19 protein-coding genes are annotated in these 23,068 nt (G+C 73.9%); 14 read left to right on the top strand and 5 right to left on the bottom strand.

Annotated elements, in window-relative coordinates:
• Positions 1-78 precede the first annotated feature (78 nt).
• On the top strand, positions 79-1,752 hold the full coding sequence (locus K7396_RS04310) for an L-lactate permease (RefSeq protein ID WP_208629164.1): 1,674 nt from the start codon (positions 79-81) through the stop codon (positions 1,750-1,752).
• Positions 1,753-1,843: 91 nt separating this feature from the next.
• On the opposite strand, the gene K7396_RS04305 is transcribed toward K7396_RS04310, so the two are convergent.
• Positions 1,844-2,587 carry a FadR/GntR family transcriptional regulator gene (locus tag K7396_RS04305; RefSeq protein ID WP_086720655.1) on the bottom strand — a complete coding sequence of 248 codons (744 nt, stop codon included), beginning with the start codon at positions 2,585-2,587 and terminating at the stop codon, positions 1,844-1,846.
• A gap of 521 nt (positions 2,588-3,108) precedes the next feature.
• Between K7396_RS04305 and K7396_RS04300 the strand changes: the two genes are divergently transcribed.
• The 11 genes from K7396_RS04300 to K7396_RS04250 all read left to right on the top strand — a co-directional run bounded on the left by K7396_RS04300 (position 3,109) and on the right by K7396_RS04250 (position 17,275).
• Complete coding sequence (locus K7396_RS04300) at positions 3,109-4,380, top strand: MFS transporter (RefSeq protein ID WP_152104197.1); 1,272 nt, start codon at positions 3,109-3,111, stop codon at positions 4,378-4,380.
• A complete protein-coding gene (locus K7396_RS04295) occupies positions 4,377-6,224 on the top strand; it encodes a S9 family peptidase (RefSeq protein ID WP_223659627.1) in 1,848 nt (615 codons plus the stop codon). Before K7396_RS04300 ends, K7396_RS04295 begins: the two co-directional genes overlap by 4 nt.
• A 267-nt stretch (positions 6,225-6,491) precedes the next feature.
• Entirely contained in the window at positions 6,492-8,420 is a 1,929-nt protein-coding gene (locus K7396_RS04290) for a RiPP maturation radical SAM C-methyltransferase (protein ID WP_086720723.1), read from the top strand.
• Between the two features lie 26 nt (positions 8,421-8,446).
• Entirely contained in the window at positions 8,447-9,121 is a 675-nt protein-coding gene (locus K7396_RS04285; protein ID WP_086720722.1) for a DUF5825 family protein, read from the top strand.
• A 199-nt stretch (positions 9,122-9,320) separates the two neighbouring features.
• A complete protein-coding gene (locus K7396_RS04280; RefSeq protein WP_086720721.1) occupies positions 9,321-9,695 on the top strand; it encodes a DUF2267 domain-containing protein in 375 nt (124 codons plus the stop codon).
• A gap of 279 nt (positions 9,696-9,974) precedes the next feature.
• On the top strand, positions 9,975-10,661 hold the full coding sequence (locus K7396_RS04275; protein WP_086720720.1) for a FadR/GntR family transcriptional regulator: 687 nt from the start codon (positions 9,975-9,977) through the stop codon (positions 10,659-10,661).
• Positions 10,658-12,076: a hypothetical protein gene (locus K7396_RS04270; RefSeq protein ID WP_223659625.1), complete on the top strand. Its 1,419-nt coding sequence runs from the start codon at positions 10,658-10,660 to the stop codon at positions 12,074-12,076. Before K7396_RS04275 ends, K7396_RS04270 begins: the two co-directional genes overlap by 4 nt.
• On the top strand, positions 12,073-13,947 hold the full coding sequence (locus K7396_RS04265; RefSeq protein ID WP_086720719.1) for a GMC family oxidoreductase N-terminal domain-containing protein: 1,875 nt from the start codon (positions 12,073-12,075) through the stop codon (positions 13,945-13,947). The genes K7396_RS04270 and K7396_RS04265 overlap by 4 nt, the downstream gene beginning before the upstream one ends.
• Positions 13,948-14,135: 188 nt before the next feature.
• Positions 14,136-14,969: an aldo/keto reductase gene (locus K7396_RS04260; RefSeq protein ID WP_086721155.1), complete on the top strand. Its 834-nt coding sequence runs from the start codon at positions 14,136-14,138 to the stop codon at positions 14,967-14,969.
• A gap of 149 nt (positions 14,970-15,118) precedes the next feature.
• A complete protein-coding gene (ctaD, locus tag K7396_RS04255; protein WP_086721156.1) occupies positions 15,119-16,852 on the top strand; it encodes an aa3-type cytochrome oxidase subunit I in 1,734 nt (577 codons plus the stop codon).
• A gap of 12 nt (positions 16,853-16,864) precedes the next feature.
• Positions 16,865-17,275 (top strand): hypothetical protein, encoded by a 411-nt coding sequence (locus K7396_RS04250; RefSeq protein ID WP_086721157.1) that lies wholly within the window; start codon positions 16,865-16,867, stop codon positions 17,273-17,275.
• Positions 17,276-17,357: 82 nt separating this feature from the next.
• Here the strand turns inward: K7396_RS04250 and K7396_RS04245 are convergent, their stop codons facing one another.
• On the bottom strand, positions 17,358-18,002 hold the full coding sequence (locus tag K7396_RS04245; protein ID WP_086721158.1) for a class I SAM-dependent methyltransferase: 645 nt from the start codon (positions 18,000-18,002) through the stop codon (positions 17,358-17,360).
• A 303-nt stretch (positions 18,003-18,305) separates the two neighbouring features.
• Between K7396_RS04245 and K7396_RS04240 the strand changes: the two genes are divergently transcribed.
• A complete protein-coding gene (locus tag K7396_RS04240; RefSeq protein ID WP_086721159.1) occupies positions 18,306-18,722 on the top strand; it encodes an Asp23/Gls24 family envelope stress response protein in 417 nt (138 codons plus the stop codon).
• A gap of 66 nt (positions 18,723-18,788) precedes the next feature.
• On the opposite strand, the gene K7396_RS04235 is transcribed toward K7396_RS04240, so the two are convergent.
• The 3 genes from K7396_RS04235 to K7396_RS04225 form a co-directional block, all read right to left on the bottom strand.
• The gene (locus K7396_RS04235) at positions 18,789-20,096 is read right to left on the bottom strand and encodes an NAD(P)/FAD-dependent oxidoreductase (protein ID WP_152104261.1); all 1,308 of its coding nucleotides are present in this window, start codon (positions 20,094-20,096) and stop codon (positions 18,789-18,791) included.
• A 343-nt stretch (positions 20,097-20,439) separates the two neighbouring features.
• Complete coding sequence (locus tag K7396_RS04230) at positions 20,440-20,919, bottom strand: DUF5709 domain-containing protein (RefSeq protein ID WP_152104198.1); 480 nt, start codon at positions 20,917-20,919, stop codon at positions 20,440-20,442.
• A gap of 118 nt (positions 20,920-21,037) precedes the next feature.
• Positions 21,038-21,454, bottom strand: coding sequence for a DUF2795 domain-containing protein (locus K7396_RS04225; protein WP_086719635.1), 417 nt, complete (start codon positions 21,452-21,454; stop codon positions 21,038-21,040).
• 296 nt (positions 21,455-21,750) lie between these two features.
• Between K7396_RS04225 and K7396_RS04220 the strand changes: the two genes are divergently transcribed.
• Entirely contained in the window at positions 21,751-22,875 is a 1,125-nt protein-coding gene (locus K7396_RS04220) for a baeRF2 domain-containing protein (protein ID WP_086719634.1), read from the top strand.
• Positions 22,876-23,068 lie beyond the last annotated feature (193 nt).

The raw sequence follows: 23,068 nt of genomic DNA, 5'->3' as shown, positions 1-23,068 counted from the left end.
AACGCCAGCCGGGCGGCGCCGCACTCCGGGAAGGGGCCCTGTGGGCCGGCGGTGCACCCCACCCGAGAAGGAGCATCCGTGGCCACCACACCACCGGCCGTACTGGCCTTCTACGCCCCCGACGTGGCCGCCGTCGGCGGCAGCCTCACCGCCACCGCGCTCCTGGGCCTGGTGCCCCTCGCGGTCTTCTTCCTGCTGCTGACGGCCGCCAGGCGGCCCGCGCTCCACTCGGCGCTCGGCGCCCTGCTGGCCGCCCTGTCGGTGGCCGTCCTCGGCTACGGCATGCCCCTGCGGCTCGGCGCGCTGTCCGCGGCGCAGGGCATGGCCTTCGGCCTCTTCCCGGTCATGCTGATCGTGGTGTCGGCCCTCTGGTTCTACGAACTCACCGTCGTCAGCAACCGCTTCGAGGACCTGCGCCGCTCCTTCAACGCCGTCGGGCGCGGAGACCTGCGCGTCCAGGCCATGCTCATCGCCTTCTGTTTCGGCGGACTCCTCGAAGCCCTCGCCGGGTTCGGCGCGCCCGTCGCGATCACCGCCGCCATGCTGATGGCGCTCGGGCTGCCCCGGATCACCTCGGCCGTGACCGTCCTGGTCGCCAACACCGCACCGGTCGCCTTCGGGGCCATGGCCATCCCCATCACCACCGCGGGCAACCTCACCGGCATCCCCGCCGGGGACATCGCCGGGGTCATCGGCCGCCAGAGCCCGCTGCTCGCTCTCTTCGTCCCGCAGCTCCTGCTCTTCCTCGTCGACGGGTGGCGCGGCCTGCGGCAACTGTGGCCCGTCGCCCTGGTCACCGGAGGCGTCTTCGCCCTCGCCCAGTTCTGGTGCTCGGCCCACTTCGCCTACGAGCTGACCGACGTCGTCGCCGCCCTCGCGGGCTTCGCCGCCGCCGTGCTCATGCTGCGCCTGTGGACCCCGCGGACCCCGGACGACCAGCGCTCCCGGGTCGACGCCGAACCGCTGACCGGCCGCCGCGTCACCCTGGCCGTCCTGCCGTACCTCCTGGTGATCGCGGTCTTCGCCCTCGCCAAGCTCGACGCCGGCGGCCTGCGCATGCCCGAACTGCTCGGCGCCGCCGACATCCAGCTCAACTGGCCCGGCCTGTACGGCACGCTGCTCGCCCCCGACGGCTCCCCGGCCGGCAGCGCGGTCTACAAGCTGGAGGTGCTGGGGAACCCCGGCACCCTGCTCCTGCTCTCCGGCCTGCTCGTGACGCTGGTCTACAGCAGGGCGAAGGACGCCGACCGCTTCCCGATGACCCCGCGCACGGGCCTGGCCTGCGCGGGGCGCACGGTGCGGAACATGCGGCGCGCCATCGCCACCGTCGCGACCGTGATGGCGCTGAGCTACGTCATGAACCAGTCGGGGCAGACCCTCGCCATCGGCACCTGGCTCGCGGCCACCGGAGGGCTCTTCGCCCTGCTCTCCCCGGTCCTCGGCTGGCTCGGCACCGCCGTCACCGGATCGGACACCTCGTCCAACGCGCTGTTCGCCACCCTTCAGCAGACCGCGGGGAAGGCCGCGGGCATCGACCCGACCCTGCTGGTCGCCGCCAACACCACGGGCGGCGTCGTCGGCAAGCTCATCAGCCCGCAGAACCTCACCATCGCGGCGACCGCGGTGGAACAACCCGGCTCCGAACGGCTCCTGCTGCGCAAGGTCGTCGGCTACAGCGTCGTGATGCTGGCGGTCCTGTGCGTCCTGGTCTTCCTGCAGTCGCTGCCGGTGCTCTCCTGGATGCTGCCGTAGCGGCGGAGGCGGCCGGGGTGCGGTGGGGCGGCCCGTTGCCGGCCGCTCCGCACCGGCCGCCTCCCGCGCGCCGTCCGCCGTACGGAAATCCCTACCGCTCGGCGTCGTCCGGCGCGTTCTCGTCGACCAGCGTGCCGTGGAAGCCGCGGATGTGCTTCTCGACCAGATCGGCGGCCCTGGCCCCCTTGCCCGCGCGTACCAGCCGCAGCAGTTCGGTGTGCTGCTTGTTCAGCGCGGCCGTCGTGGCCGGCCAGTCCTCGGCCGCCTCCAGCGCCCGCAGGATCAGCGGCCGGACCGACTCGCGCACGGCCGAGGTGAGGGTCGAGGTGAGCTGGTTGCCCGAGCTGCGGGCGATGGCGACATGGAAGCGGGTGTCCAGGTCGTTGAAGTCGTCCACGCCCACGCCCGGCTCCTGCATGCGGGCGAGGAGCGCCTCCGCCTCGTCGAGGTCCGCCGCCGACGCGTGCGCCGCCGCGGTCTCGAAACTGGAGCGCTCCAGCACCACCCGGGCCTCCAGGACGTCCGCCAGGCTGTAGCTGCCCAGGGCGAAGTGCAGGCGCAGCAACCGGCCCAGCGCGTCGTCCGGGTTGCGTACGACCCGCGCCCCGGCGTCCGGTCCGCGGCCCGCCTGGGAGACCAGTACCCCGATCGTCTCCAGGACCCGCAGCGCCTCGCGCAGCGCCGACCGGCTGACCCCGAGGACCGGCGCCAGCTCGCGTTCGGGCGGCAGCCGGTCCCCGGCCTTGAGTTCGCCCGCCAGCACCCGTTCCTCGATGCGTTCGAGCACGAGCTCGTGCGTGCGCGACTGCCGCACCGGTCGCCACTCGGCAGACATCCCCAACTCCCTGGCTCGGCCCTCATGTGTCCACGCGAAAACTATGTCACACACCCTGTGTGGTCGGACCATTTTGTCCTGGCGGTGCGGGAGGCCGCGGCGGGCGGCGGCAAGACGGCAGAACCGGAACGGCGCGAACTGCGGGGTGGCCGTGCCGCGTCGGGGGTGTCCGGCGGCGCGCGGGCGCGGCGGGGCGCGGCGCCATCCGGGCATCCCGGTTCAAGGCGGCGGAATCCGGGCGTGGCGTGCCGGCCGAAGTTGTTCACCGACCGACACCTTGTGGCCTGTGTCACTGGCTGGTTAAGCTCCAGCACGCTTCTGGCACATTTCCTCCGCAAGTTGACCTATTGGTGTGGCGATCTTCACGATCTGCCCACGAACGTGAGGTGGCTTCGCATGGAACCGCGATCAGCGACCCCGCGCGCAGAGGACTCGCCGCACGGCTTACCGCCGGCCCCGCGGCGGCACCTCTCCGGCGGCGCCTCGCGCACCGCCGCGAGAACGGTCGCGGGTCGCTCCTGATGACGCACCCCGCCCCGGTGGCCGCCCCCGCCGTCCCCCAGCCGCATGCGCGCCGCGACGTCCGGCTGTTCTGGTGGGCGGGCACCTGCGACGCGCTCGGCAGTCAGACGGCCGGGTTCGTGCTGCCGCTGCTGCTGTTGAGCCTCGGCCGTTCGCCCGCGCAGGCCGGTGCCGTCGCCGGGCTCGGCGCGGCCGCCACGCTGGTCCTGGGCCCGCTCGCCGCGGTGCCCGCCGACCGCGGGGCCCGCAAGCAGATCATGGTGGGCGCCGCGCTGGTGTCCACCGCGGCCATGACCGGGGTCACCGTGGCCGTCGCGGCGGGCCCGGTCCCGTTGGCCGTGCTCCTCGCCGCCGTGCTCGTCGAGCGGTGTGCGAGTGCCTGCTACGAGGCGGCGTCGCTGGGCACCGTGGCGCTGGTGTGTCCCCCGCAGGAGCACCGGCGGGTGCTGTCCCGATTACAGGCGGGGGAGCGGGGCGCCCTCGTCGCCGGGCCCGCACTGGGCGGGCTGCTCTTCGCCGCCGGTGCCTGGCTGCCGTTCCTCGTGGACGCGCTGTCGTACGCCGTCGCGGCGGGCGGCATCCGCGCCATGCGCTCCCCGCTGTCCCCGCCGCGGGAGCGGCGTCCGCGGGCCGCGCGTCCGCGGCGCGCCCTGCGGGCCGTGTGCGCCGAAGCGGGCGCGGGTGTGGCGCTGGTCTGCCGGGAACCCTTCCTGCGGCTGGCGCTGGTGTGGATCGCGGCCGTCAACTCCCTGCTCGTCGCGCTGTATTACACGACCGTCTTCGCCCTCCAGGACCACGGCCGGGGCGCGGCCCCCCTGGGCCTGGTCCTCGCGCTGGCGGGGGCGGCCGGCCTGGCCGGGGCGCTGGCGGCACCCCGGCTGGTGCGCCGGCACGCCGCCGCGGGCGTGCTGGTACCGGTGTCCTGGCTGCTGGTGCCGCCCGCCGCGGCCCTGGCGCTGGCCCGCGACGCCTGGCAGTTCGGGCTGCTCCTCGGGCTCCTGTGCTTCCTGACGCCCCCGGCCACCGTCGCGCTGCAGGCCCGGATCATCCAGCTCACCCCGCCCGCGCTGCAGGCCCGCACCGGCACCGTCCTGGCCACCGCGTCGGGCGCCGCGGCGGCCCTCGCGCCGGCCCTGGCCGGACTGGCCGCCGGCCGGGCCGGGGCCGGAGCCACCTGCGCGGGCTGCGCGGTGCTGCTGGCCGTGCTCGCGCTGTACGTGACCTGGGCGGCACCGCGCCGCACCCGCGGCACCGAGGAGGAGACCGGATGAGCGCGACCGCCACAGGGACCGCCGTACCGGCGCCCGCCGCCGGCTTCCGGGTCTACCGGCCGGCCCTCCCCGAGGTCTGCCCCGGCGACCCCGCGCGGATGGCCCTCGCCGCGGACGCCGACGGCCGCTGCGAGATCTTCACCTGGAACGCCGCCACCGGCGACGCCCGCCAGGTCACCGACAGCCCGGAGGGCACGGCGCACTGCGCCGTCGACGCGGACGCCCGGGTGTGGTGGTTCGCCGAGGACCGCGGCGGCCACGGGCTCTGGTACTTCCAGGACTTCGAGGGCGGACCGCGGCGCCCCGGCCTGACCGGAGTGCTGCCGGGCCTCCCGTGCGGACTCGCCTTCAGCGACGCCGGCACCGTGGCCCTCGGCCTCGGGGACGGCCGCGCGATGACCGTCCACCTCGGCACACCGGGCGGCCCGGCCCGGCGACTGCGCACCGTCGACGGGGCCGCGCTGCTGACCGGGATCTCGCCGTCCGGCGGGCTGCTGGCGCTGTCGGGGGCGGCCGGCTCCGACCGTGCGGTCACCCTCCTGACCTGCTCGGGGGCGGTGGTCGACCGGCTCTCGGGGCGGAGCGGCCGGCTGTGGGCGCTCGGCTTCGCGCCGTCCCTGTCGGCCAGCGAACTGCTGCTGGTCCAGGAGGACGACGACCGCTACCGACTGGCCAGCTGGCGGCCCGGCACCGGACTGCGGCCGCTGACCTGGTGCCGCTTCGACACCGAGATCACCGCGCGCTGGTACCCCGAGGGGCGGCGGGTCCTCGTCCGCCAGGACCGCCACGGCCGCTCCACCCTCACCACGGCCGACCTCGACCGGCGCACCCTGACCCCGGTGCCCTGCCCGCCCGGCACCCTGCTCGACGCCGCCCCGCACCCCGGCGACGACGTGCACTACCTCTGGACCGATACGGCCACCCCGCCCCGGATGCGCTCCACCGCGGGCACCCGGCTGCCGGCGCTGCCCGCCCTGCCCGCCCCCGCACCCGGCCGCCACCGCGACCTGTGGACCCCCGGCCCGGACGGGCCCGTGCACACCCTGCTCAGCGAACCGGAGACCGCGCCCCGCCGCCGGCCCCCGCTGGTGTTCCTGGTGCACGGCGGCCCCGCCGACCACGACCGCGACGCCTACGACCCGCAGGTGCACTCCCTGGTCGCCTCCGGGTTCGCGGTCGCACGGGTCAACTACCGCGGCTCCACCGGCTACGGCCCCGGCTGGCGCGCCGCCTACGGCGAGGGCGTCGGGCTCACCCAGGTCGCCGACCTCGTCGCGGTCCGGGCCGACCTGCTCCGCCGCGGCCTGGCCCGCGAGGACGCGATCGGCCTGTGGGGCACCTCCTGGGGCGGCTACCTGGCCCTGCTCGCCCTCGGCACCCGGCCCGGCCTCTGGCAGGCCGGCGTCGCCGTCAAACCGGTCGCCGACTGCGCCGCCGCCCACCGCACGGGCACCCCCGCGCTGCGGGCCCTGGACGAGCGGCTGTTCGGCGGCACCCCCGACACCGTGCCCGGACGCTACGCGCGCAGCTCGCCGCTCCACTACGCGTCCGGCGTCCGCGCCCCGCTGCTGGTGATCGCCGCCACCCGCGACGTCAAATGCCCGCCCGGCCAGGTCCGGAGCTACCTGGCCGCCCTGCGGGAGGCCGGCGTCGCGCACGAGTCCCTCTGGCTGGACACCGGCCACGACGGCTACACCGGCGCCCACCACGTGGCCGCCCTCCAGCGCGCCATGGGCTTCCTCGGCCGCCACCTGCGCCGCGCCCCGCGGCCCACCGAACCCCCCGTCCCCCGGCGGACGGGGTCTCCGGGAACGCCGGCGAGCCCGGCGCCCCCCGGAATGTGAGATCCGTTCCCGCACCACCGGCAGAACAGGAGACACAGCCATGCAGAAGGACATCATCCACAACGACCCGCTCGCGGGTGACGAGGAGAACCGCAAGCCGGGCATCGGCATCACGGTGACCGTCCCGTTCCGCAACGCCGAGGACACCGAGGAGGACTGACCCTCCCCGGCCGGCCCGGTGCACCACCGGGCCGGCCGGTTCGCCGCACGTCACCGGACGGCCGCCGGCCGCCTCCCCTTCCACCCCGCCGCCTCCGAGGAGCCGACATGCGCGTCCTGCTGGTCAACATGCCCTGGTCCCCGATCGACCTGCCGTCCCTCGCCCTCGGCATCCTGCGACGCAGCGTCGACGAGCGCACCTCCGGTCACGCCGACGTCCTCCACGCCAACCTGGAGTTCACCGACTGGATCACCCGGCGCACCGAGTTCACCGCGGACGACTACCAGTTCTACGCGCTCTCCTCGTACTTCATGGGATGCGGCGACTGGGTGTTCTCCTCCGCGCTCTACGACGATCCCGAGTGGCGGGTACCGGAGTTCCGCGCCTCCATGCGCGGCAAGCTGCGGGACGAACGGATCCGGATGTCCGAGGAACTGCACCGCGTGGTACCGGAATTCGTCCAGGAGACCGCCGAGCGGATCGTCGCGGCCGGACCCGACGTCGTCGGCTTCACCTCCACCTTCCAGCAGAACACCGCCGCGCTCGCCGCCGCCAAGTACGTCAAACGCCTCGCCCCGCACATCGTCACGGTCATGGGCGGCGCCAACTGCGACGGCGAGCAGGGCGAGGCCGGCCACCGCAACTTCCCCTTCCTCGACCACGTGGTCCGCGGCGAGGGCGAAGCCGCCTTCCCCCAACTGCTCACCGCCCTCGACGAGGGCGGCGACCTGTCCGCCGTCCCCGGGCTGTGCCACCGGAGCGCCGGCGGCACCAGCACCGCCAACCCGATGAGCACCAGCCCACTGCCGCCCGCCACCATCCTGCCGCCCGACTACAGCGGCTACTTCGAGCGGCTGGCGTCCTCCGTCGCCCGCAACTGGGTGGAGCCCAAGCTCGTCGTCGAGGGGGCCCGCGGCTGCTGGTGGGGCGAGAAGCACCACTGCACCTTCTGCGGACTCAACGGCTCCTTCATGCAGTTCCGCAGCAAGAGCCCGGACACCTTCTACGAAGAGATCATGGACCTGGCGCGCCGTCACCGGGTGCTGGACATGTACGTCGTCGACAACATCCTCGACATGGGCTACCTCAGCACCGTCCTGCCCCGCATCATCGACAGCGGCTACGACCTGCGCCTGCACATCGAGATCAAGGCGAACATGCGCCGGCCCCAGCTGCGCACCCTCGCCGACGCCGGGATGATCTACGTCCAGCCGGGCATCGAGAGCCTGAACAGCCGGGTGCTCGACCTGATGGACAAGGGCGTGAGCGGCTGCCAGAACGTCCGGATGCTCCGTGACGGGGCCGAGACCGGACTCTCCGTCTCCTGGAACTACCTCCACGGCTTCCCCGGCGAGACCGCCGCCGACTACGAGCCGGTCATCGCCCAACTGCCCGCACTGGAACACCTCGACCCACCGGTCGACCTCTCCGCGCGCATCGCCATCGAACGCTTCAGCCCGTACTTCAACCGGCCCGAACTCGGCTTCACCGGCCTGCGCCCCGAGGAGCACTACCGCTTCACCTACGACCTGCCCGAGTCCGAACTCTACGACCTGGCCTACGTCTTCGAGGCACCCGAACGCGGCATCGGGGAGACCACCGTCACCGCCCTCAACGACGCCCTGGGCGCCTGGCGCAAACACCACGTGGACAGCAGGCTCACCCACACCGACCTCGGCGACCGCATCGTCTGCGTCAGCCGCCGGCGCGCCTTCGACTGGGGAGCCATGGAACTGACCGCGCCCCTGGAGCTCGCGGCCTTCCGGCTCCTCGACCAGCCGCACGCCCCGGCCGCGCTGACCCGGAAGCTCGCCGCCCGCCTGCCCGGGCACCCGGTCGACGAGGCCGCCGTGCACGCCCTGCTCCAGCACTGGGTGACCCTCGGGCTGGTCTTCACCGACGGCGGCCAGTACGTCCACCTCGCGCCCGCGGCCGTCAACGAGGACCTGCTGCGGCTCGACTTCATGCGCCACCGCCACGCCGTGCCCGCCCCGCAGAAGACGCCGGACGCGCCCCGGGCCGTCGTCCACGCCTGACCGCCGCCGCCCACGAGGAGACCCCCATGACCCGCACCACCACCTCCGCCCCCGGGGCGCTCACGCTCGCCGCGTGGCGGGACTACGACGAGGACGCCTGCGCCCTGCCCGGCATGAGCCTGGGCGACATCGACCTGGCCGGACCCCCGGAGGAGGACGCCGCCCGGCTCTGGGAGCTGGGGGTACGGCGGGCGCGGATCGCCGGAGAGATCGACCTGACGGCCGTCGACGACCCCGCATCCGCCGCGCACGCGGTCCGGCGGCTGTGCCTGATCCGCGATCTCACGGCGCGCGCCGTGCTCGTCCAGTGGGAACTGCGCCTCCCGGCGGAGCCCGCCGACGGCTGGCGCGAGCTCAGCCACCTCCAGCCGCCCCGCACCCTCACCGGCCCCGCCGACCCGGCGGACGCGCTCGCGCGGTGGCGCAACGAGCACTACCTCTGCAAATGCCTGTGGCGCGAGGGCCCCGGCTTCGTCCAGATCCGCGACCGCCGCTGGGGCAACCTGCGCCGCTTCACCGCGGACGAGCCCGCCTACCGGACGGCGATCGCCCAACTCTCCTACGGCGCACCGCCGTCGGCCGTACCCGAGGCCATCGCCGCCGACTTCCTGGAGGAGCGCCTGGTCTCCCGCACCGGGCCCCTGCTGTGGTGGCTGCCGTACCGGGTGAACCGGTGGATCCAGGAGGCGATGGCCATCTGAGGGGGGCTGGGGGAGGGGCTCGGGCCGGGTTCGCTTTCGGTGGTCGCGCGGTGACCATGGGCTTCCGGCTGCGGGCGGGCGGCCGTCTCCCGGGAGGGGCGGTCCGCCGGTGCCTCGCACGGGGGATGCGGGCGTGGCAAGGTGGGGGGAGAGGTTTTGCCTCCCTCGCCCGTTCCCCCATACCGAGGTGGAGGCTCGCATGGACGACAAGGAGTTCTTCCAGGCAGTGGCGCACCGCACGGGTTTCTCCCGCCAGGAAGCGGCCGACCTCACCCGTGCCACTCTCGAGACGCTCGCCCTTCGCCTGAGCGCCGGCGAAGTGCGCGATCTGGCGCTCGAACTTCCCGAGCCGCTGCGCAACTCGCTCCGGCGCGGGCGGAGCGCCATGGTGACCTTCGGCCCCGACGAGTCCGTCCGCAGGGTGCGCGAGCACACCGGCCTGACCAAGGCGGAGGCCACCCGTGGGGTCCGGGCGGTGCTCGGCACGCTCCACGAGGTCATCTCGCAAAAGGAGTTCGACCACGCCATGTCCCAGCTCGGCAAGGAGTACGCGCCGCTGGTGGGGACCGGCTGAGGGGCCGGTCCGGGGCGGCCCGGCGGCCCCGCCCGCCGGGCCGTGACCGGTGAACTCCGGCCGTGGCGGTGGCCGTCGGCCGACGAGCGGTGACGGAAGCGGCCGACGAACGGCAGGGGAAGCGGCAAGCGCACGCGGCAGTGAAGAGGCTCGACGGGGCTGAAGCGAAAGGGCTTGACGGGGCTCAACTCCGGTGGTGCAGTGGATCATCCACTCAGTCACTGGCCCACTCGGTCTGCCGAGCGGGTCGGTGATCATCGCTGCCCTGGGAGGGAAATCGTGGAGACGCTGCCCCGCGAGACCGTCGTCGACGTCCTGGAGAACCGGCTGCGGGAGGAGATCCTCACCGGCCGCTACCCCGCCGGCGACTATCTGCCCACCGAGCGCCGGCTGGCGGAGCGGTACGGCGTCAACCGCACCACCCTCAAGCACGCCTACGGCCGTCTCCTCCAGGCCGGTCTGCTGGAGACCCGGCACGGCGTGGGCACCAAGGTGCGCGACTACCTGCGCCTCGGCGGCGCCGATCTGCTGCCGATGCTGGTACGGCACAGCCCCGACTGGACCGGCGAGATCTTCGAAGTGCGGCGCAGCGTCGGCGCGTTGATCGCCGAGCGGGCCGCCGCCCGAGCGGGCCGCAAGCACCACGAGGAACTGCGCGCACTGCTGGCGGCGGTGCGGGCCGCCGAGGGCGGCGACGCCGTACAGCTGGCGGACATCGAGGTGCACCGCGCGCTCGCCCGCGCCACCGGCAACCGCGTCTACGTCCTGCTGACCAACACCCTCTTCCACGCCTATCTGCCGGTCCGTTCCGCGCTCGTCCGGCCCTTCACCGACCCGGAGGCCGCGCACGACCGGCTGGCGCCCGTGGTCGAGGCGGTGGTGGCGGGCGAGCGGGACGCCGCGCGCGCCGCCGCCGAGAGCTATCTGACCGCCACCGAGCGGATCATGCTGGAGGAACTGGCGTGAGCGGCGGCGACAGCGCCCGCGGGACGGCGTTCACCGAGACCATGCTCGGCTCCGCCCGGCTCGACGGCGAGGACGCCGTCCGGCGGGCCCGGCTCGACCTGCGGGTGACGGCGCCCCATGTGCTCCGGCCGCTCGGTACCACCATGGCCAGGGTGAGCGGCCGCCTGCGCATCGCCGGCTGGGCCGACGACCCCTGCGCCGGCGGCGAGATGGAGATCTCACCGCTCGCCCGGCGCCGCATCCGCTACCGGCTGGCCTTCACCGTCCAGGGCCGCCGGCTGACCCTGGACGGCTGGAAGTCCGTGTCGCCGCGCCGCCCCGTCGCCTCGATGACGGTCCTGCCCTACACGCTCTACGACGGCGAGGAACGCCTCGGCACCGGCACCCTGCGCTTCCCCCTGGCCACCGGCCTGGCCCCCTTCCTGGGCAGCGTCCGCTTCCCCCGCCGCGAGGACGGCACCCGCCATCTGGCGCCGCGCTGGCGCGGGGAGCGGGGCCGCACCGAGGTCTGGTACACCACCGTCACCGACCCGGCGACCGGCCGCGGGCTGTGGCTGCACCACGAACTGACCGCGCCGTCCGACGGCTCCCCGCCCTTCGCGCACGGCTGGGCCGCCGTCTTCCCCGCGGCCGGCCCGGACGGCCCGCGGGACCCGGTGCGGCACGCCCGCTTCGGCCCCGAACCCTGGCGCGGCGGCGCGGACGGCTTTCGCGCGGACGGCATCGCCGCCCGGCCCGGCCACCTCGAAGGAACAGCCGGCGACTTCCGCTGGGAGCTGACCGAACGCCCCGAGGACACCCCGCTGTTCACCTTCCCCCGCTGGTCCTGGCGCCGCCCCCGGCTGCCCGCCGCGCAGATCCTGCCCGCCGCCCGCGCCACCTACGACGGCACGGTCACCTACGGCGGCGAGAAGCTGACCCTGCACGGCGCGCCCGGCGCCTCCGCCCGCATCTACGGCCACGGCAACGCCCACCGCTGGGCCTGGCTGCACGCGGATCTCGGCCGGGGCGAGGTGCTGGAGATCGTCGCCGCGGTCTCGACCCGGCCGGGGCTGCGCCGGCTGCCGCCCCTGGTCTTCCTGCGGCTGCGCCGCGGCGGCCGCACCTGGCCCCGCCGGGCGGAGCGTGCCGCGTTCGGCTGGGCGGGCTTCGGCCGCTTCCGCGCCGCCCTCGGGCGTCCGGACTGGAGCGTGACGGGTCGCGCCGGACTGCGCCGTATCCGGGTCGAGGTGAGCCTGCCGGCCGAGCGCACCCTGCGGCTCGACTACGCGGACCCCGATGGCAGTCCGGCCGTCTGCCGCAACAGCGAGACCGCCGACGCCGTCGTCCGCCTGGAACGCTGGTGGGGACGCTGGCGCCCCGAGGAGGAGTGGCTCCTCGAAGGAACCGCGCACGCGGAGGTGGGGGAGCGATGAGCACCGCCGGATTCGTCGCGGCCCTCCTCGCCGACGACGGCGGCACCGCCTGGCCGGGCAGGGTGCCCGGACGCCTCGACGACCTGCTGGCCGCCATGCCCGCACCGGCCCGCGCCGGGGTGCGCGGCGCCGCTCGTGCCGTCGACGCCTACGCGCTGGCCCGCACGGGACGCCCGCTCGCCGCCCTCGGCCCCGACGAGCGGGACGAGGTGATGACGGCGCTGGCCGCCCGGCCGCGCCTGGCGCCGCTGCTGGACCTGGTGAAGGTGCCGGTGCTGCTGGCCGCCGGCACGGAGCGGATGCTCGCACACCAGGCCCCCGCGGGCGACCGCACCGGAACGCCGCCGGCGCGCCCGCTCGCCCTCGCGCCGCCGGACGATCCGCCGCTGGACTGCACACCGGCCGCCGACTGGCCCGCGCGCAGCACCGCCGACGCGGTGGTGATCGGCTCCGGCGCCGGCGGAGCCATGGCCGCGCGCGTCCTGGCCCGCGCCGGACTGCGCACCGTCGTCCTGGAGGAAGGCGACCACCACACCACCGCGTCGTTCCGCCGCCGCACGCCCCTGGAACGCTTCACGGAGCTGTACCGGGACGGCGGCGCCACCGTCGCCGCGGGCCGTCCGCCGCTGCTGCTGCCCACCGGACGGGCCGTCGGCGGGACCACCCTCGTCAACTCCGGCACCTGCTACCGCACCCCGGACCATGTGCTGGAGCGCTGGCGCACCGCCTTCGGACTCGACCTCGCCGACGGCTTCGCGGCCCACCTCGACGAGGCCGAGCGCACCCTGGGCGTGGCCACCCAGCCCCTCGACGTCCTCGGCAACAACGGGCTGCTCACCCTCGCCGGGGCGGAGCGCCTCGGGTGGCGGGCCGCGCCGCTGCGCCGCAACGCCCCCGGCTGCCAGGGCTCCTGCCAGTGCGTCGTGGGCTGCCCCACCGGCGCCAAGCAGAGCGTGCAGCGCTCGGTGCTGCCCGACGCCTGCGCCGCCGGGGCCCGGATCGTCACCGGGGCGCGGGTGCGGCGCGTTCTCGTGGACACCGACCGGCCCGGTGGCCCGCGTGCGGCCGGGGTGGCCGTCGAGCGTCCGGACGGCGGCGAACTGGAGATCCTGAGCCCGCTGGTGGTGGTCGCGGCCGGCGCGCTGCAGTCGCCGCCGCTGCTGCGCCGCTCGGGGCTGGGCACCCACCCCCGGCTGGGCCGCAACCTCAGCGTCCATCCGGCGACCAGCGTGGCGGGCCGCTTCGCCGAGCCGGTGACGGCCTGGGAAGGGGTGCTGCAGAGCGTCGGCGTCGAGGAACTGCACCGCGGCGGCATCCTCATCGAGGCGACCGCCACCCCACCGGGCATGGGCAGTTTCGTGCTCCCCGGCGCCGGCCGCGCGCTGCGCCGCGAGGTGGACACCGCGGACCGGCTGGCGACCCTCGGCGCCATGATCGCCGACCGTCCCTCGGGCCGGGTCCTGGGCCGGGACCGCACGCTGCTCCGCTACGACCTCGATCCCCGCGACGCGGGCCGCCTGATGACCGCCGTACGGGCCATGGGCGAACTGCTCTTCGCCGCCGGCGCCCGGGAGGTGCTGACCGGCATTCCCACCGCGCCGCGCGCCCGCTCCCTGCCCGAGCTGTCCGCCCTGCTGGACGGCGTGAGCGCCCGCCGGCTCCACCTCTCCGCCTTCCACCCCACCGGAACCGTGGCCGCCGGGGCGGATGCCCAGCGCTGCCCCGCCGACGGGGCGGGACGCCTGCGCGGGGTGCGCGGGGTGCTGGTCGCCGACGGTTCGCTGCTGCCCGGCTGCCCCGAGGTGAACCCGCAGTTGAGCATCATGGCCGCCGCCCTGGGCGTCGCGGAACGGGCGGTGGCGGCGGGGTGAGGGCCGGCCGTGGGGGAGGAGGCGCGGGGCACCGCCCGGCGCGGCCCCCCGCCGCACCACCGCCGGGGAACCCGCCGCGCACACCCGGCTGCGATCATGAGAACCGCGTGACCACCTGACCACCACCCGACGGCGCGACCGCGTGACCGTGACGGCCGTCGAGGACGAGGACGGCGAAGGAGCACACCATGACCCGCACGCGCACGGTGACCTTTCCCTCCGGTGTGCGGGTGCCCGCTCTCGGGCAGGGCACCTGGCACATGGGCAACGACCCCGCGCGGCGCGCCGAGGAGATCGCCGCTCTGCGGTGTGGCCTGGACCTGGGGCTGAGCGTGATCGACACGGCGGAGATGTACGGGAACGGCGCCGCCGAGGAACTGGTCGGCGAGGCGGTGCACGGCCGCAGGGACGAAGCCTTCCTCGTGAGCAAGGTGCTGCCCTTCCACGCCGACAGAAGAGGCACGGTCGACGCCTGCCACGCGAGCCTGCGCCGGCTGCGGACCGACCGGATCGACCTCTACCTGCTGCACTGGCGCGGCAGCGTGCCCCTCGACGAGACCGTCGAGGCCCTGGAGTCCCTGGTGGCGCAGGGCAGCATCGGCGCCTGGGGAGTGAGCAATTTCGACGTCGACGACCTCGCCGACCTGCCCGAAGGCGCCCGCCCGCAGACCGACCAGGTGCTCTACAACCTCACCCGCCGCGGCCCGGAGCACGACCTCTTTCCCCGCTGCCGGGAACTCGCGGTCCCGTTGATGGCCTACTCGCCCGTGGAACAGGGCCGGCTCCTGGGCCACGAGGCACTGACCTCCCTGGCCTCCGCCCGGGGAGCGGCCCCCGCCCAGATCGCACTGGCCTGGGTGCTGCGCCGCGACGACGTCCTCGCCATTCCCAAGGCGGCCGGCACGGCCCATGTCGAGGAGAACCGTGCGGCACTCGACCTGACGCTCACCGATGACGACCTCCGCTTCCTCGACGACGCGTTCCCGCCCCCGTCCGGTAAGCAGCCCCTCGAACTCCTGTGACGCGAGGACCGGCCCGGCCGGATTTCCGGCTCGCCCCGCGCCCTTGATGTGACTGATGCGGCGCGGCGGCGAGCCTCCCCGGCGTTTTCGGCGGTATCGGTACCGTCGGCCCGGTTGAGGGGGTCAGCGCGCGAGGAGGAGTCCGGACCGTGACAGCCGTTCAGCAGACGGAATCGCCCCGACCGGCCAGGCGGCGACGGAATGCCGGACGGGTGGTGGTGGACTGGCTGACGACCACCGACCACAAAACCATCGGCACGCTCTATCTGGGCACGTCGTTCGCGTTCTTCATGGTCGGCGGAGTGCTGGCGCTCGCCATTCGCGCCGAACTCGCCCGCCCGGGACTGCAGATCCTCTCGAACGAGCAGTTCAATCAGGCGTTCACGATGCACGGCACCATCATGCTGCTGATCTTCGCGACGCCGCTGTTCGCCGGTTTCGCGAACTGGATCATGCCGTTGCAGATCGGCGCACCCGATGTGGCCTTCCCCCGGCTCAACATGTTCGCCTACTGGCTCTACCTGTTCGGCTCCCTGATCGCCCTGAGCGCCTTCATCACCCCCGCCGGGGCCGCCGACTTCGGCTGGACCGCCTACACCCCGCTGTCCGGCCCCCTCCGCAGCCCCGGCACCGGCGGCGATCTGTGGGTGATGGGCCTGGCCTTCTCCGGTTTCGGCACCATTCTGGGCTCGGTCAACTTCATCACGACCATCATCTGTATGCGGGCGCCCGGCATGACGATGTTCCGGATGCCGATCTTCACCTGGAACATCCTGCTGACGGCCGTGCTCGTGCTGCTCGCCTTTCCCGTGCTGGCCGCCGCGCTGCTGGTGCTGGAGGCGGACCGGAAGTTCGGGGCGCAGGTCTTCGACGCCGCGAACGGCGGAGCGCTGCTGTGGCAGCACCTCTTCTGGTTCTTCGGCCACCCCGAGGTGTACATCATCGCGCTGCCGTTCTTCGGCATCGTCACCGAGATCTTCCCCGTCTTCAGCCGAAAGCCCATCTTCGGCTACATCGGGCTCGTCGCGGCGACGATCTCCATCGCGGGGCTCTCGGTCACCGTCTGGGCGCACCACATGTTCGTGACCGGCGCGGTGCTCCTCCCGTTCTTCTCCTTCATGTCCTTCCTCATCGCGGTCCCGACGGGCGTGAAGTTCTTCAACTGGATCGGCACGATGTGGCACGGATCGCTGTCCTTCGAAACCCCGATGCTGTGGGCGATCGGATTCCTGGTGACCTTTCTCTTCGGCGGACTGACCGGTGTCCTGCTGGCCTCACCGCCGATGGACTTCCACGTCTCCGACTCGTACTTCGTCGTCGCCCACTTCCACTACACCGTGTTCGGCACCGTGGTCTTCGCGATGTTCGCCGGGTTCTACTTCTGGTGGCCCAAGTTCTCCGGGAGAATGCTCGACGAGCGTCTCGGCAAAATCCACTTCTGGACCCTGTTCATCGGATTCCACCTCACCTTCCTCATCCAGCACTGGCTCGGCGTCGAAGGCATGCCCCGCCGTTACGCGGACTATCTGGCGTCCGACGGCTTCACCACGCTGAACACGATCTCCAGCATCGGCTCGTTCCTGCTGGGTCTTTCGGTGCTGCCGTTCCTCTACAACGTCTGGAAGACGGCCAAGTACGGGAAGAAGGAGACCCTCGACGACCCCTGGGGCTACGGACGCTCCCTGGAGTGGGCCACCTCGTGCCCGCCGCCGCGGCACAACTTCACCACGCTGCCCCGGATCCGCTCCGAGTCACCCGCCTTCGACCTGCACCACCCCGATGTCGCCGCCCTGGAGAACGCCAGAAAGGCCGCGCGCCGCGCCGCGCTCCGCCCCGGCGAACCCCGCGGCACCGGCCGACCGCCGGGGGACGGGCCGCGCTGAGCGGACCGCGCCATGACCGACAGCCGCACGCCGGACCGTCCATCGCCGGACGGCCGCCCGCCCGGCGGCCGGTCCCGGGACGGCCGGGCCCCGGACCGCCGCACCGTCCAGGCGGGTATCGCCAGAATGGAGGGATACCTGCTGTGGCAGGCGGAGACCGACCGCGCCCGCACCGACGCCGAAGCCCTCGTCGACGCCCTCGACTGGCCCACGACCGCCCAACGCGACGAGCTGGTGGCCCTCTTGGCCCGCCGGCAGCTCGACCTCTCCCGGCAGTCCGTCGCCCGCGTCGCCACCCGCGCCCTCCAGCTCCGCCGCGAGTACCAGCAGCGCTATGACGCCCTCCGGCGCCGTGTCCTGGTGGCCGCGCTGGCCCTGCTGACGGCCCTGGTGCTCCTGAACGCGCTGCTGCTGGCCCGCTGAACGCCGCCCCGCACGAAGCGTGTCGGGACCGGTCGGGCCTGACGGGGCGCCGGGGCCGCGCACCGGCCCCGGCACCGCGGCGTCAGGCCGGGACGCGGCGCAGCTTCAGGGTGTTGTCGGTGCGGGTGCCCGGCCGGCCGTCCGGGCCGGTCATGGCCTGCTGGTGCTCCTCGTTGCGCAGGACCTCCCACTCCCCGTCCGGGAGACCGAGAGCCGCGAGGACCTCGTCCGGCGTGGGGAAGTGCAGGTCGGGGTGCGGGCCGTGGTCCTGGGTCGGGGCCGCCGCGTGACCGACGACGAGGAGGATCCCGCCGGGTGCCACCGCCGAGGCGGCCTTCCGCAGGATCTCGTCGCGCGGCATGTCGCTCGGGGAGTGCAGGAAGTGGGCGGAGACGAGGTCGAAGCTGCCCGCGGGGAACGAGGAGGCGAGGTCGCACCACTGCCAGTCGATGCGGTGCGCCGCGTCCGCCGCCGTCTCCCGCGCATGCCGTGCCGCGCGGTCGAGGGCGACACGGGAGACGTCGACGGCGGTGACGTGCCAGCCCTGTTCGGCGAGCCAGACGGCGTCGGCTCCCTCGCCGCAGCCCAGGTCGAGTGCAGTGCCCGGGATCAGGCCGGCGGTCTCACGGACCAGCGGTGCGTTGGGGCGCCCGCTCCACATCCGGTCGCTCTCCGTGTAGCGGGCGTCCCAGTACGCGTGGTCGGGGATGGTGCTGTCGTGGGGCATCGGCGGGTCCTCCCGGTGGCTGGATGGCGGTCCGGTGCGTCGGTGCACCTGGGGCACCGGCGGTGTCGCCGCCGCGTCGTGCCCCTGGGGAGGAGAGTCCGGCGGGGCGGTGCGGAAGGGCAAGTTTCGTTGCCGGAACGGCAAAGGGAGGGGGACGTGCCGGTTCGGGTCCCGACCCCGTCCCGCACGCCCCGCTCCGGGCCCGGTCCCGCCCCGCTCCGGGAGGCAGCGTCACCCGTACGGCCATAGCGTGAAGAGAGGGTCCGAAGACTTCCCCTCGACGGAGCAAAGAGGTGAGGCGCGATGACCGAGTTCGCAGAGCGTGGGTCGCGGAACACCGGGAACCTGGGGCGCACGACCATCGCCGACGGAGTGGTGGCGAAGATCGCCTTCCTGGCAGCCACGGAATCGGAAGGGGTCCACGCGCTCGGCAGCGGGTTTTCGAGATCGGTGGGCGCCCTGCGCAAACGCGTACCCGGCGGGGGCACGACCACCACGCACGGCGTGAAGGTCGAGGTCGGCGAGAAGCAGGCCGCGGTCGATCTGGATCTCGTCGTCGACTACGGCGAGGTCATCCCCGACGTGGGCAGGGGCGTGCGGCAGAACGTCATCTCCGCGGTCGAGACGATGACCGGCCTCCAGGTCGTGGAGGTCAATATCGCGGTGAGCGATGTGTGGCTCCCCGAGGAGGAGGAAGGCGAACCGGAACGCGTGCAGTAGGCGCACCACGGCCGCAGCGGGGCTTTCGCGGGGTTCTTGTGCCTATGGCGTCGACGACGAGTACGCCTACGACCTGCCCGTCTTGCCGCCCGGCAGGCGGGGCACCTCGGGTGACGCGGTGTCCAGCGGCACCGACCAGGAGCTGACCAGCCCCAGGTGGACGCCCTGCCGCGGCAGCACCGCGCCCAGGATCCAGTCGGCGGCCACCTGGATGCGGTTCCCCGGCATCGCCAGGAGGTGGTAGCCGCGGGTCAGGGCGCCGGCGAGCGGGCCGGAGAGCGGGATGTGGAAGGGGTTGGCCGCGGCCTGCACGCCGCCCAGGTCGACCATGAAGCCCAAGTCCCGGTGCTCGTAGGCGCGCCGTGCGCCCTGGCCGCAGGAGGCCGCCACATTGAGTGCCGCCGCCTTGCCCTGCCGCTGCGCGTGCTGGGCGGTCATCGGGGTCACCTCGCCGGGGCGGGTCAGGTCCGGCACGGCCGCGGCGTCACCGCAGGCGAACACCTCGGGACGGCCGGGCACGCCCAGGAACTCGTCGACGCACAGCCGCCCCTTGTCGGTGGGCAGCCCCAGCGAGTCGACCAGCGGGTCGGGCCGTACGCCCACGCACCACACCAGCGAGCGGCTGGGGACGAACTCGCCGTCGTCGAGCAGCACACCGTCCGAGGTCGCTTCCTTGACGGAGGTGCGGGTGCGGACGTCGACGCCCCGGGAGCGCAGCACCCGGTCCGCGCTGTGCGAGAGCCGCTCGTCGAGTCCGGGCAGCAGCCGGTCGGCGACGTCCACCAGCAGCCAGCGGGGGCGCGGACCGTCCCGCAGGCCCACGTTCTGCTTGGCCAGGGCGTCGGTGAACAGCACGCCGTGGGCGGCGACTTCGGTTCCGGTGTAGCCGGCGCCGACCACCACGAACGTGGTCCTGGCGGACCGTTCGGCGGGATCCCCGGCCGCCCCGGCCAGCTCGATCTGACGGGTGATGTGGTCGCGCAGGTACAGCGCCTCGGGCATTCCGCGGAAGCCGTGGGCGTGCTCGGCGACGCCGGGGACGGGCAGCAGCTTGTTGACGCTGCCGACGGTCAGGACCAGCCGGTCGTAGGAGAGGGATCCCTCCTCGTCCTCGGGGTCGGTGTAGTGCACCCGGCGGGCGTCGAGGTCCACGCCGTGGGCCTGCCCGAGGACGAGCCGGGTGCCGGGCAGACTCCCGGTGAGCGACACCGCGACCCGGCGGGGTTCCAGGAGCCCCGCCGCCACTTCCGGCAGCAGCGGTACGTACAGAAAGTAGTCGTGCGGGTTGAGCAGCACGATCTCGGCGGCTCCCTTGGCCAGCCGGGAGAGCGTGCGGGCGCATTCGAAGCCGGCGAAGCCGGCTCCGACGATCACGATCCGAGGACGACGTCGCTTCACGTGAACTCCTGCGGTCGAGGGACACTGCTCGGGCGCGGGTCCGGACGGGGGCTCGCGGCCCGGCGCGGGCGGCCGGCCGGTGCTTGCCTCCAAGCTCGCTCGCCCGGGCTCCGTGTGCCCCTCGGCGGGCCGGTTACTCACCCAACCGGGCAGTCACCGGGCGTGTGCGGGCCCTGCCCCGTGGCATGCAGACGATTCCCCCGGGAAAGGTTCCGTCGCGGCGGTGCGCACCCCGCATGTCCACCCCACAGGAAAATCCCCGCCCCGCCCGAAGAATTCCGGCAGGAAATCCCCTCCCGGGCGCCCCGCGTGCCCGCCGCTATACCTCCCGGTCCCCGTCCCCCGCATTGTCCCGCGCGATATGCACCGCCGCCTCTTCCGCCGACGCGGCGCCGCCGTCGATACCGACGTCGCGGGCGGCGATGTCATTGCTGCCGCCGCGCCAGAATCCCTCATCGGATCCCACGAGCCGGCCGGCCCGCTCCTCGCCGCATTCGAGGTCGGTGGGTTCCCCCACCCCGCCGGGCAGGTCGCCGATGCCGTCGCCGTCGGGGGCGCAGACGTCCGGTACCTCCACGGCCAGCCGGTGATCGAGCGTCTCGCGGTCGTGCAGCTCGCGCGCGGTGGTCCCGTCGTGGTTGACCACGAAGGGCCGCTCCGGGGGCGAGTAGCCCGTGTCCAGCGTCTCGTCGAGATCCGGCTCGTCCAGGGCGTCCTCCATGTCGAGGTCGTTGGGGTTGTCCTGGGGATCGGACCGGGGAGGCTGATAGACCTCGTCGCCCATCGCGTCGTCGGACATAACCGCCTCCCTCTTCCCCGTCGCAGGCCCGGCCGCCGGGTGCGGCAGGTGCCTGTACGACCAATTGTCCGCCTCCTGGCGTCGCGCGGCAGCGTCAGTGGGCGACGCCGGCGCGGTCTCAGGCGCGCCGGTGTTCCGTGGCGATGCCCACGGCCTCCGCGATGCTCTGCACGTTCCCGAACCGCTCGTGCGCGGGCAGCCGCTCGGCCATCGCCACCAGCCGGTCCGGTGCGTTGTTCCGCCGGAGGGTCTCGATGATCGCGTTCTTGTCGGCCGGGTACAGGCTGCGCCCGAGGTGCTGGGCGAGTTCGGAGCGCAGCCCGACGTCCCGTTCGGACATCCCGCTCGGCGTGCCGCCCCTGAAGTCGCTCTCGGGGGACCACGCCGCCACCGGCTGGTCCTCTCCCGCCGGCTGGAGTTCGTGCTCCTCGTCGGTCCGCAGGGAGCGCTCGGCCGTCAGCTGCCCCCGCAGTTGCCGTTTCATCACGTCGTCCCGGGCGGGGCCGGTCTTGTCCGTGCCGTGTTCCATGACCATGGGTGCCTCCGGCTCTACGAGTCGTACAGACCCGACGCATTACTCCCAGTTTCCCTGGTCCACCGGCCCTAACAACCCGGCAGCCCCGTTTCCGCCGCGCACACCGAAATCATCCGCGCATGAGCGGAACGTGACCGCAGATGCATATGCCCGCCATGCATACGGCTTTCGGGAACGGGAATTCGTAAGGCACCCACCGGATAACGACATACCGACGACACACAGCCGCTCACGATGACAGTCCACCGCACCACCGGAGAATCCGCGGAATCCGAGGAAGCCAAGGAGGCAGCGCCATGCGACTCTCGCTCCTGAAACCGGTCATCGATCGGCCCGGCCCCTGGGCATCCGTCTACGCCACCGTCCCGCAGAGCAGCGAGGACACGGCGAAGCAGCAGGAGCTGACGGCGAGTGCCACCACCGCGCAGCTGTTCGCGCTCGGCGCGGACGAGGCCACCTGCGGCGCGGTGCACGAGGCGCTGCTCACGCGGCGGGAAGGCGACACCGGGGCGCACGCCGGGAGGGTGCTGTTCGCCGCCCATGGCGCGATCGTGCTCGACACCCCGCTTCCCGGGCCCCCGGCCATGCCGTTCGCCGCCTGGGGGCCGGTGCCCCGGGTCACCCCGTTGCTGGCGGCGATCGGCGACGACCCCGTCTGCCTGGTGGTCCGCCTCGACCGGAACGGAGCGGACTTCGCCCTGCTGGGCGAGCGGGGCGGCGCCGACGGCGCCGGGCGGACCTTCCCCCGCGCCTCCGCGGACGGCTCCTCCGAACGGCACTTCCGGACCGACCCGGCGAACTCCTGGGAGCACAACGCCGGGGAGATCGCCGACGCGGTGCGCGCGGCGTTCGAGCGGAGCGGCGCCGAGGCCGTCGTCCTGGTCGGGGAGGAGCGGGACCGCCACCTGGTGCACGACAAGCTGCCCGAACCGCTGCGCGCCCTCACCTGCGAGAGCACCCACGGAGGCCGTGCGCCGGGCGCCGAGAGCGCGCTGGTCGACCGGGACATCGCCCAGGTCAGAGCGGTCCAGGAACGCGAACACATCGCGCAGGTGACCGACCGCTTCCGCACGGGTGCCGGGCCCGGGAACAAGAGCGCCCCGCATGCCGCGGCCGGCATCCCCGCGCTGGTCGAGGCGGCGCGGGAGCACCGGATCGACACCCTGCTGGTCAGCCCGCACGGCGCGGACATCGCCCGGCAGGTCTGGGTGGGCGCGGACGCCGACCAACTCGCCGTACGCGGAACGGAGTTGACGTACCTGGGGGAGGAGCGGCCGGCCGTCGCGCGGGCGGACGACGCCCTGGTGCGGTCGGCGGCCGCGACCGGCGCCGACATCGTGGTGGTCCGTGACCCCGAGCGCGCACCCTCCGGCGGCCTCGGAGCCCTCCTGCGCGGGACGGTCGACGCGACGCCGGACTGATCCGCTCCGACTCGGCGGGCCCGCAGGCCGTCGGATCCCGCCCGTACGCGACGCCGGAGCGATCCGCCGCGACGCGCCGCTCCCGCACGCCCTCGGACCCCGCCCGTACGGACGCCGGCACCCCGCCGCCCGCCGACCGGGGACATCCGGCGGCGGGCGGCGGGGTGCGTGCCCCGTAGCGCCGGGGCGTGCG

Origin of the sequence: Streptomyces angustmyceticus (assembly GCF_019933235.1) — a bacterium.
GTDB classification, from domain to species: domain Bacteria; phylum Actinomycetota; class Actinomycetes; order Streptomycetales; family Streptomycetaceae; genus Streptomyces; species Streptomyces angustmyceticus.
Note: the sequence above shows the minus strand (reverse complement) of the source record. Positions and strands in the feature narration are given on the sequence as shown.

What these genes read in the sequence shown, in the direction of transcription:
- K7396_RS04285 (WP_086720722.1), top strand. Translation starts at nt 8,447, where the DNA reads ATGACCCGCACCACCACCTCCGCCCCCGGGGCGCTCACGCTCGCCGCG.
- K7396_RS04225 (WP_086719635.1), bottom strand. Translation starts at nt 21,454, where the DNA reads ATGGTCATGGAACACGGCACGGACAAGACCGGCCCCGCCCGGGACGAC.
- K7396_RS04230 (WP_152104198.1), bottom strand. Translation starts at nt 20,919, where the DNA reads ATGTCCGACGACGCGATGGGCGACGAGGTCTATCAGCCTCCCCGGTCC.
- K7396_RS04265 (WP_086720719.1), top strand. Translation starts at nt 12,073, where the DNA reads ATGAGCACCGCCGGATTCGTCGCGGCCCTCCTCGCCGACGACGGCGGC.
- K7396_RS04250 (WP_086721157.1), top strand. Translation starts at nt 16,865, where the DNA reads ATGACCGACAGCCGCACGCCGGACCGTCCATCGCCGGACGGCCGCCCG.
- K7396_RS04305 (WP_086720655.1), bottom strand. Translation starts at nt 2,587, where the DNA reads ATGTCTGCCGAGTGGCGACCGGTGCGGCAGTCGCGCACGCACGAGCTC.
- K7396_RS04300 (WP_152104197.1), top strand. Translation starts at nt 3,109, where the DNA reads ATGACGCACCCCGCCCCGGTGGCCGCCCCCGCCGTCCCCCAGCCGCAT.
- K7396_RS04245 (WP_086721158.1), bottom strand. Translation starts at nt 18,002, where the DNA reads ATGCCCCACGACAGCACCATCCCCGACCACGCGTACTGGGACGCCCGC.
- K7396_RS04220 (WP_086719634.1), top strand. Translation starts at nt 21,751, where the DNA reads ATGCGACTCTCGCTCCTGAAACCGGTCATCGATCGGCCCGGCCCCTGG.
- K7396_RS04260 (WP_086721155.1), top strand. Translation starts at nt 14,136, where the DNA reads ATGACCCGCACGCGCACGGTGACCTTTCCCTCCGGTGTGCGGGTGCCC.
- K7396_RS04290 (WP_086720723.1), top strand. Translation starts at nt 6,492, where the DNA reads ATGCGCGTCCTGCTGGTCAACATGCCCTGGTCCCCGATCGACCTGCCG.
- K7396_RS04240 (WP_086721159.1), top strand. Translation starts at nt 18,306, where the DNA reads ATGACCGAGTTCGCAGAGCGTGGGTCGCGGAACACCGGGAACCTGGGG.
- K7396_RS04280 (WP_086720721.1), top strand. Translation starts at nt 9,321, where the DNA reads ATGGACGACAAGGAGTTCTTCCAGGCAGTGGCGCACCGCACGGGTTTC.
- K7396_RS04295 (WP_223659627.1), top strand. Translation starts at nt 4,377, where the DNA reads ATGAGCGCGACCGCCACAGGGACCGCCGTACCGGCGCCCGCCGCCGGC.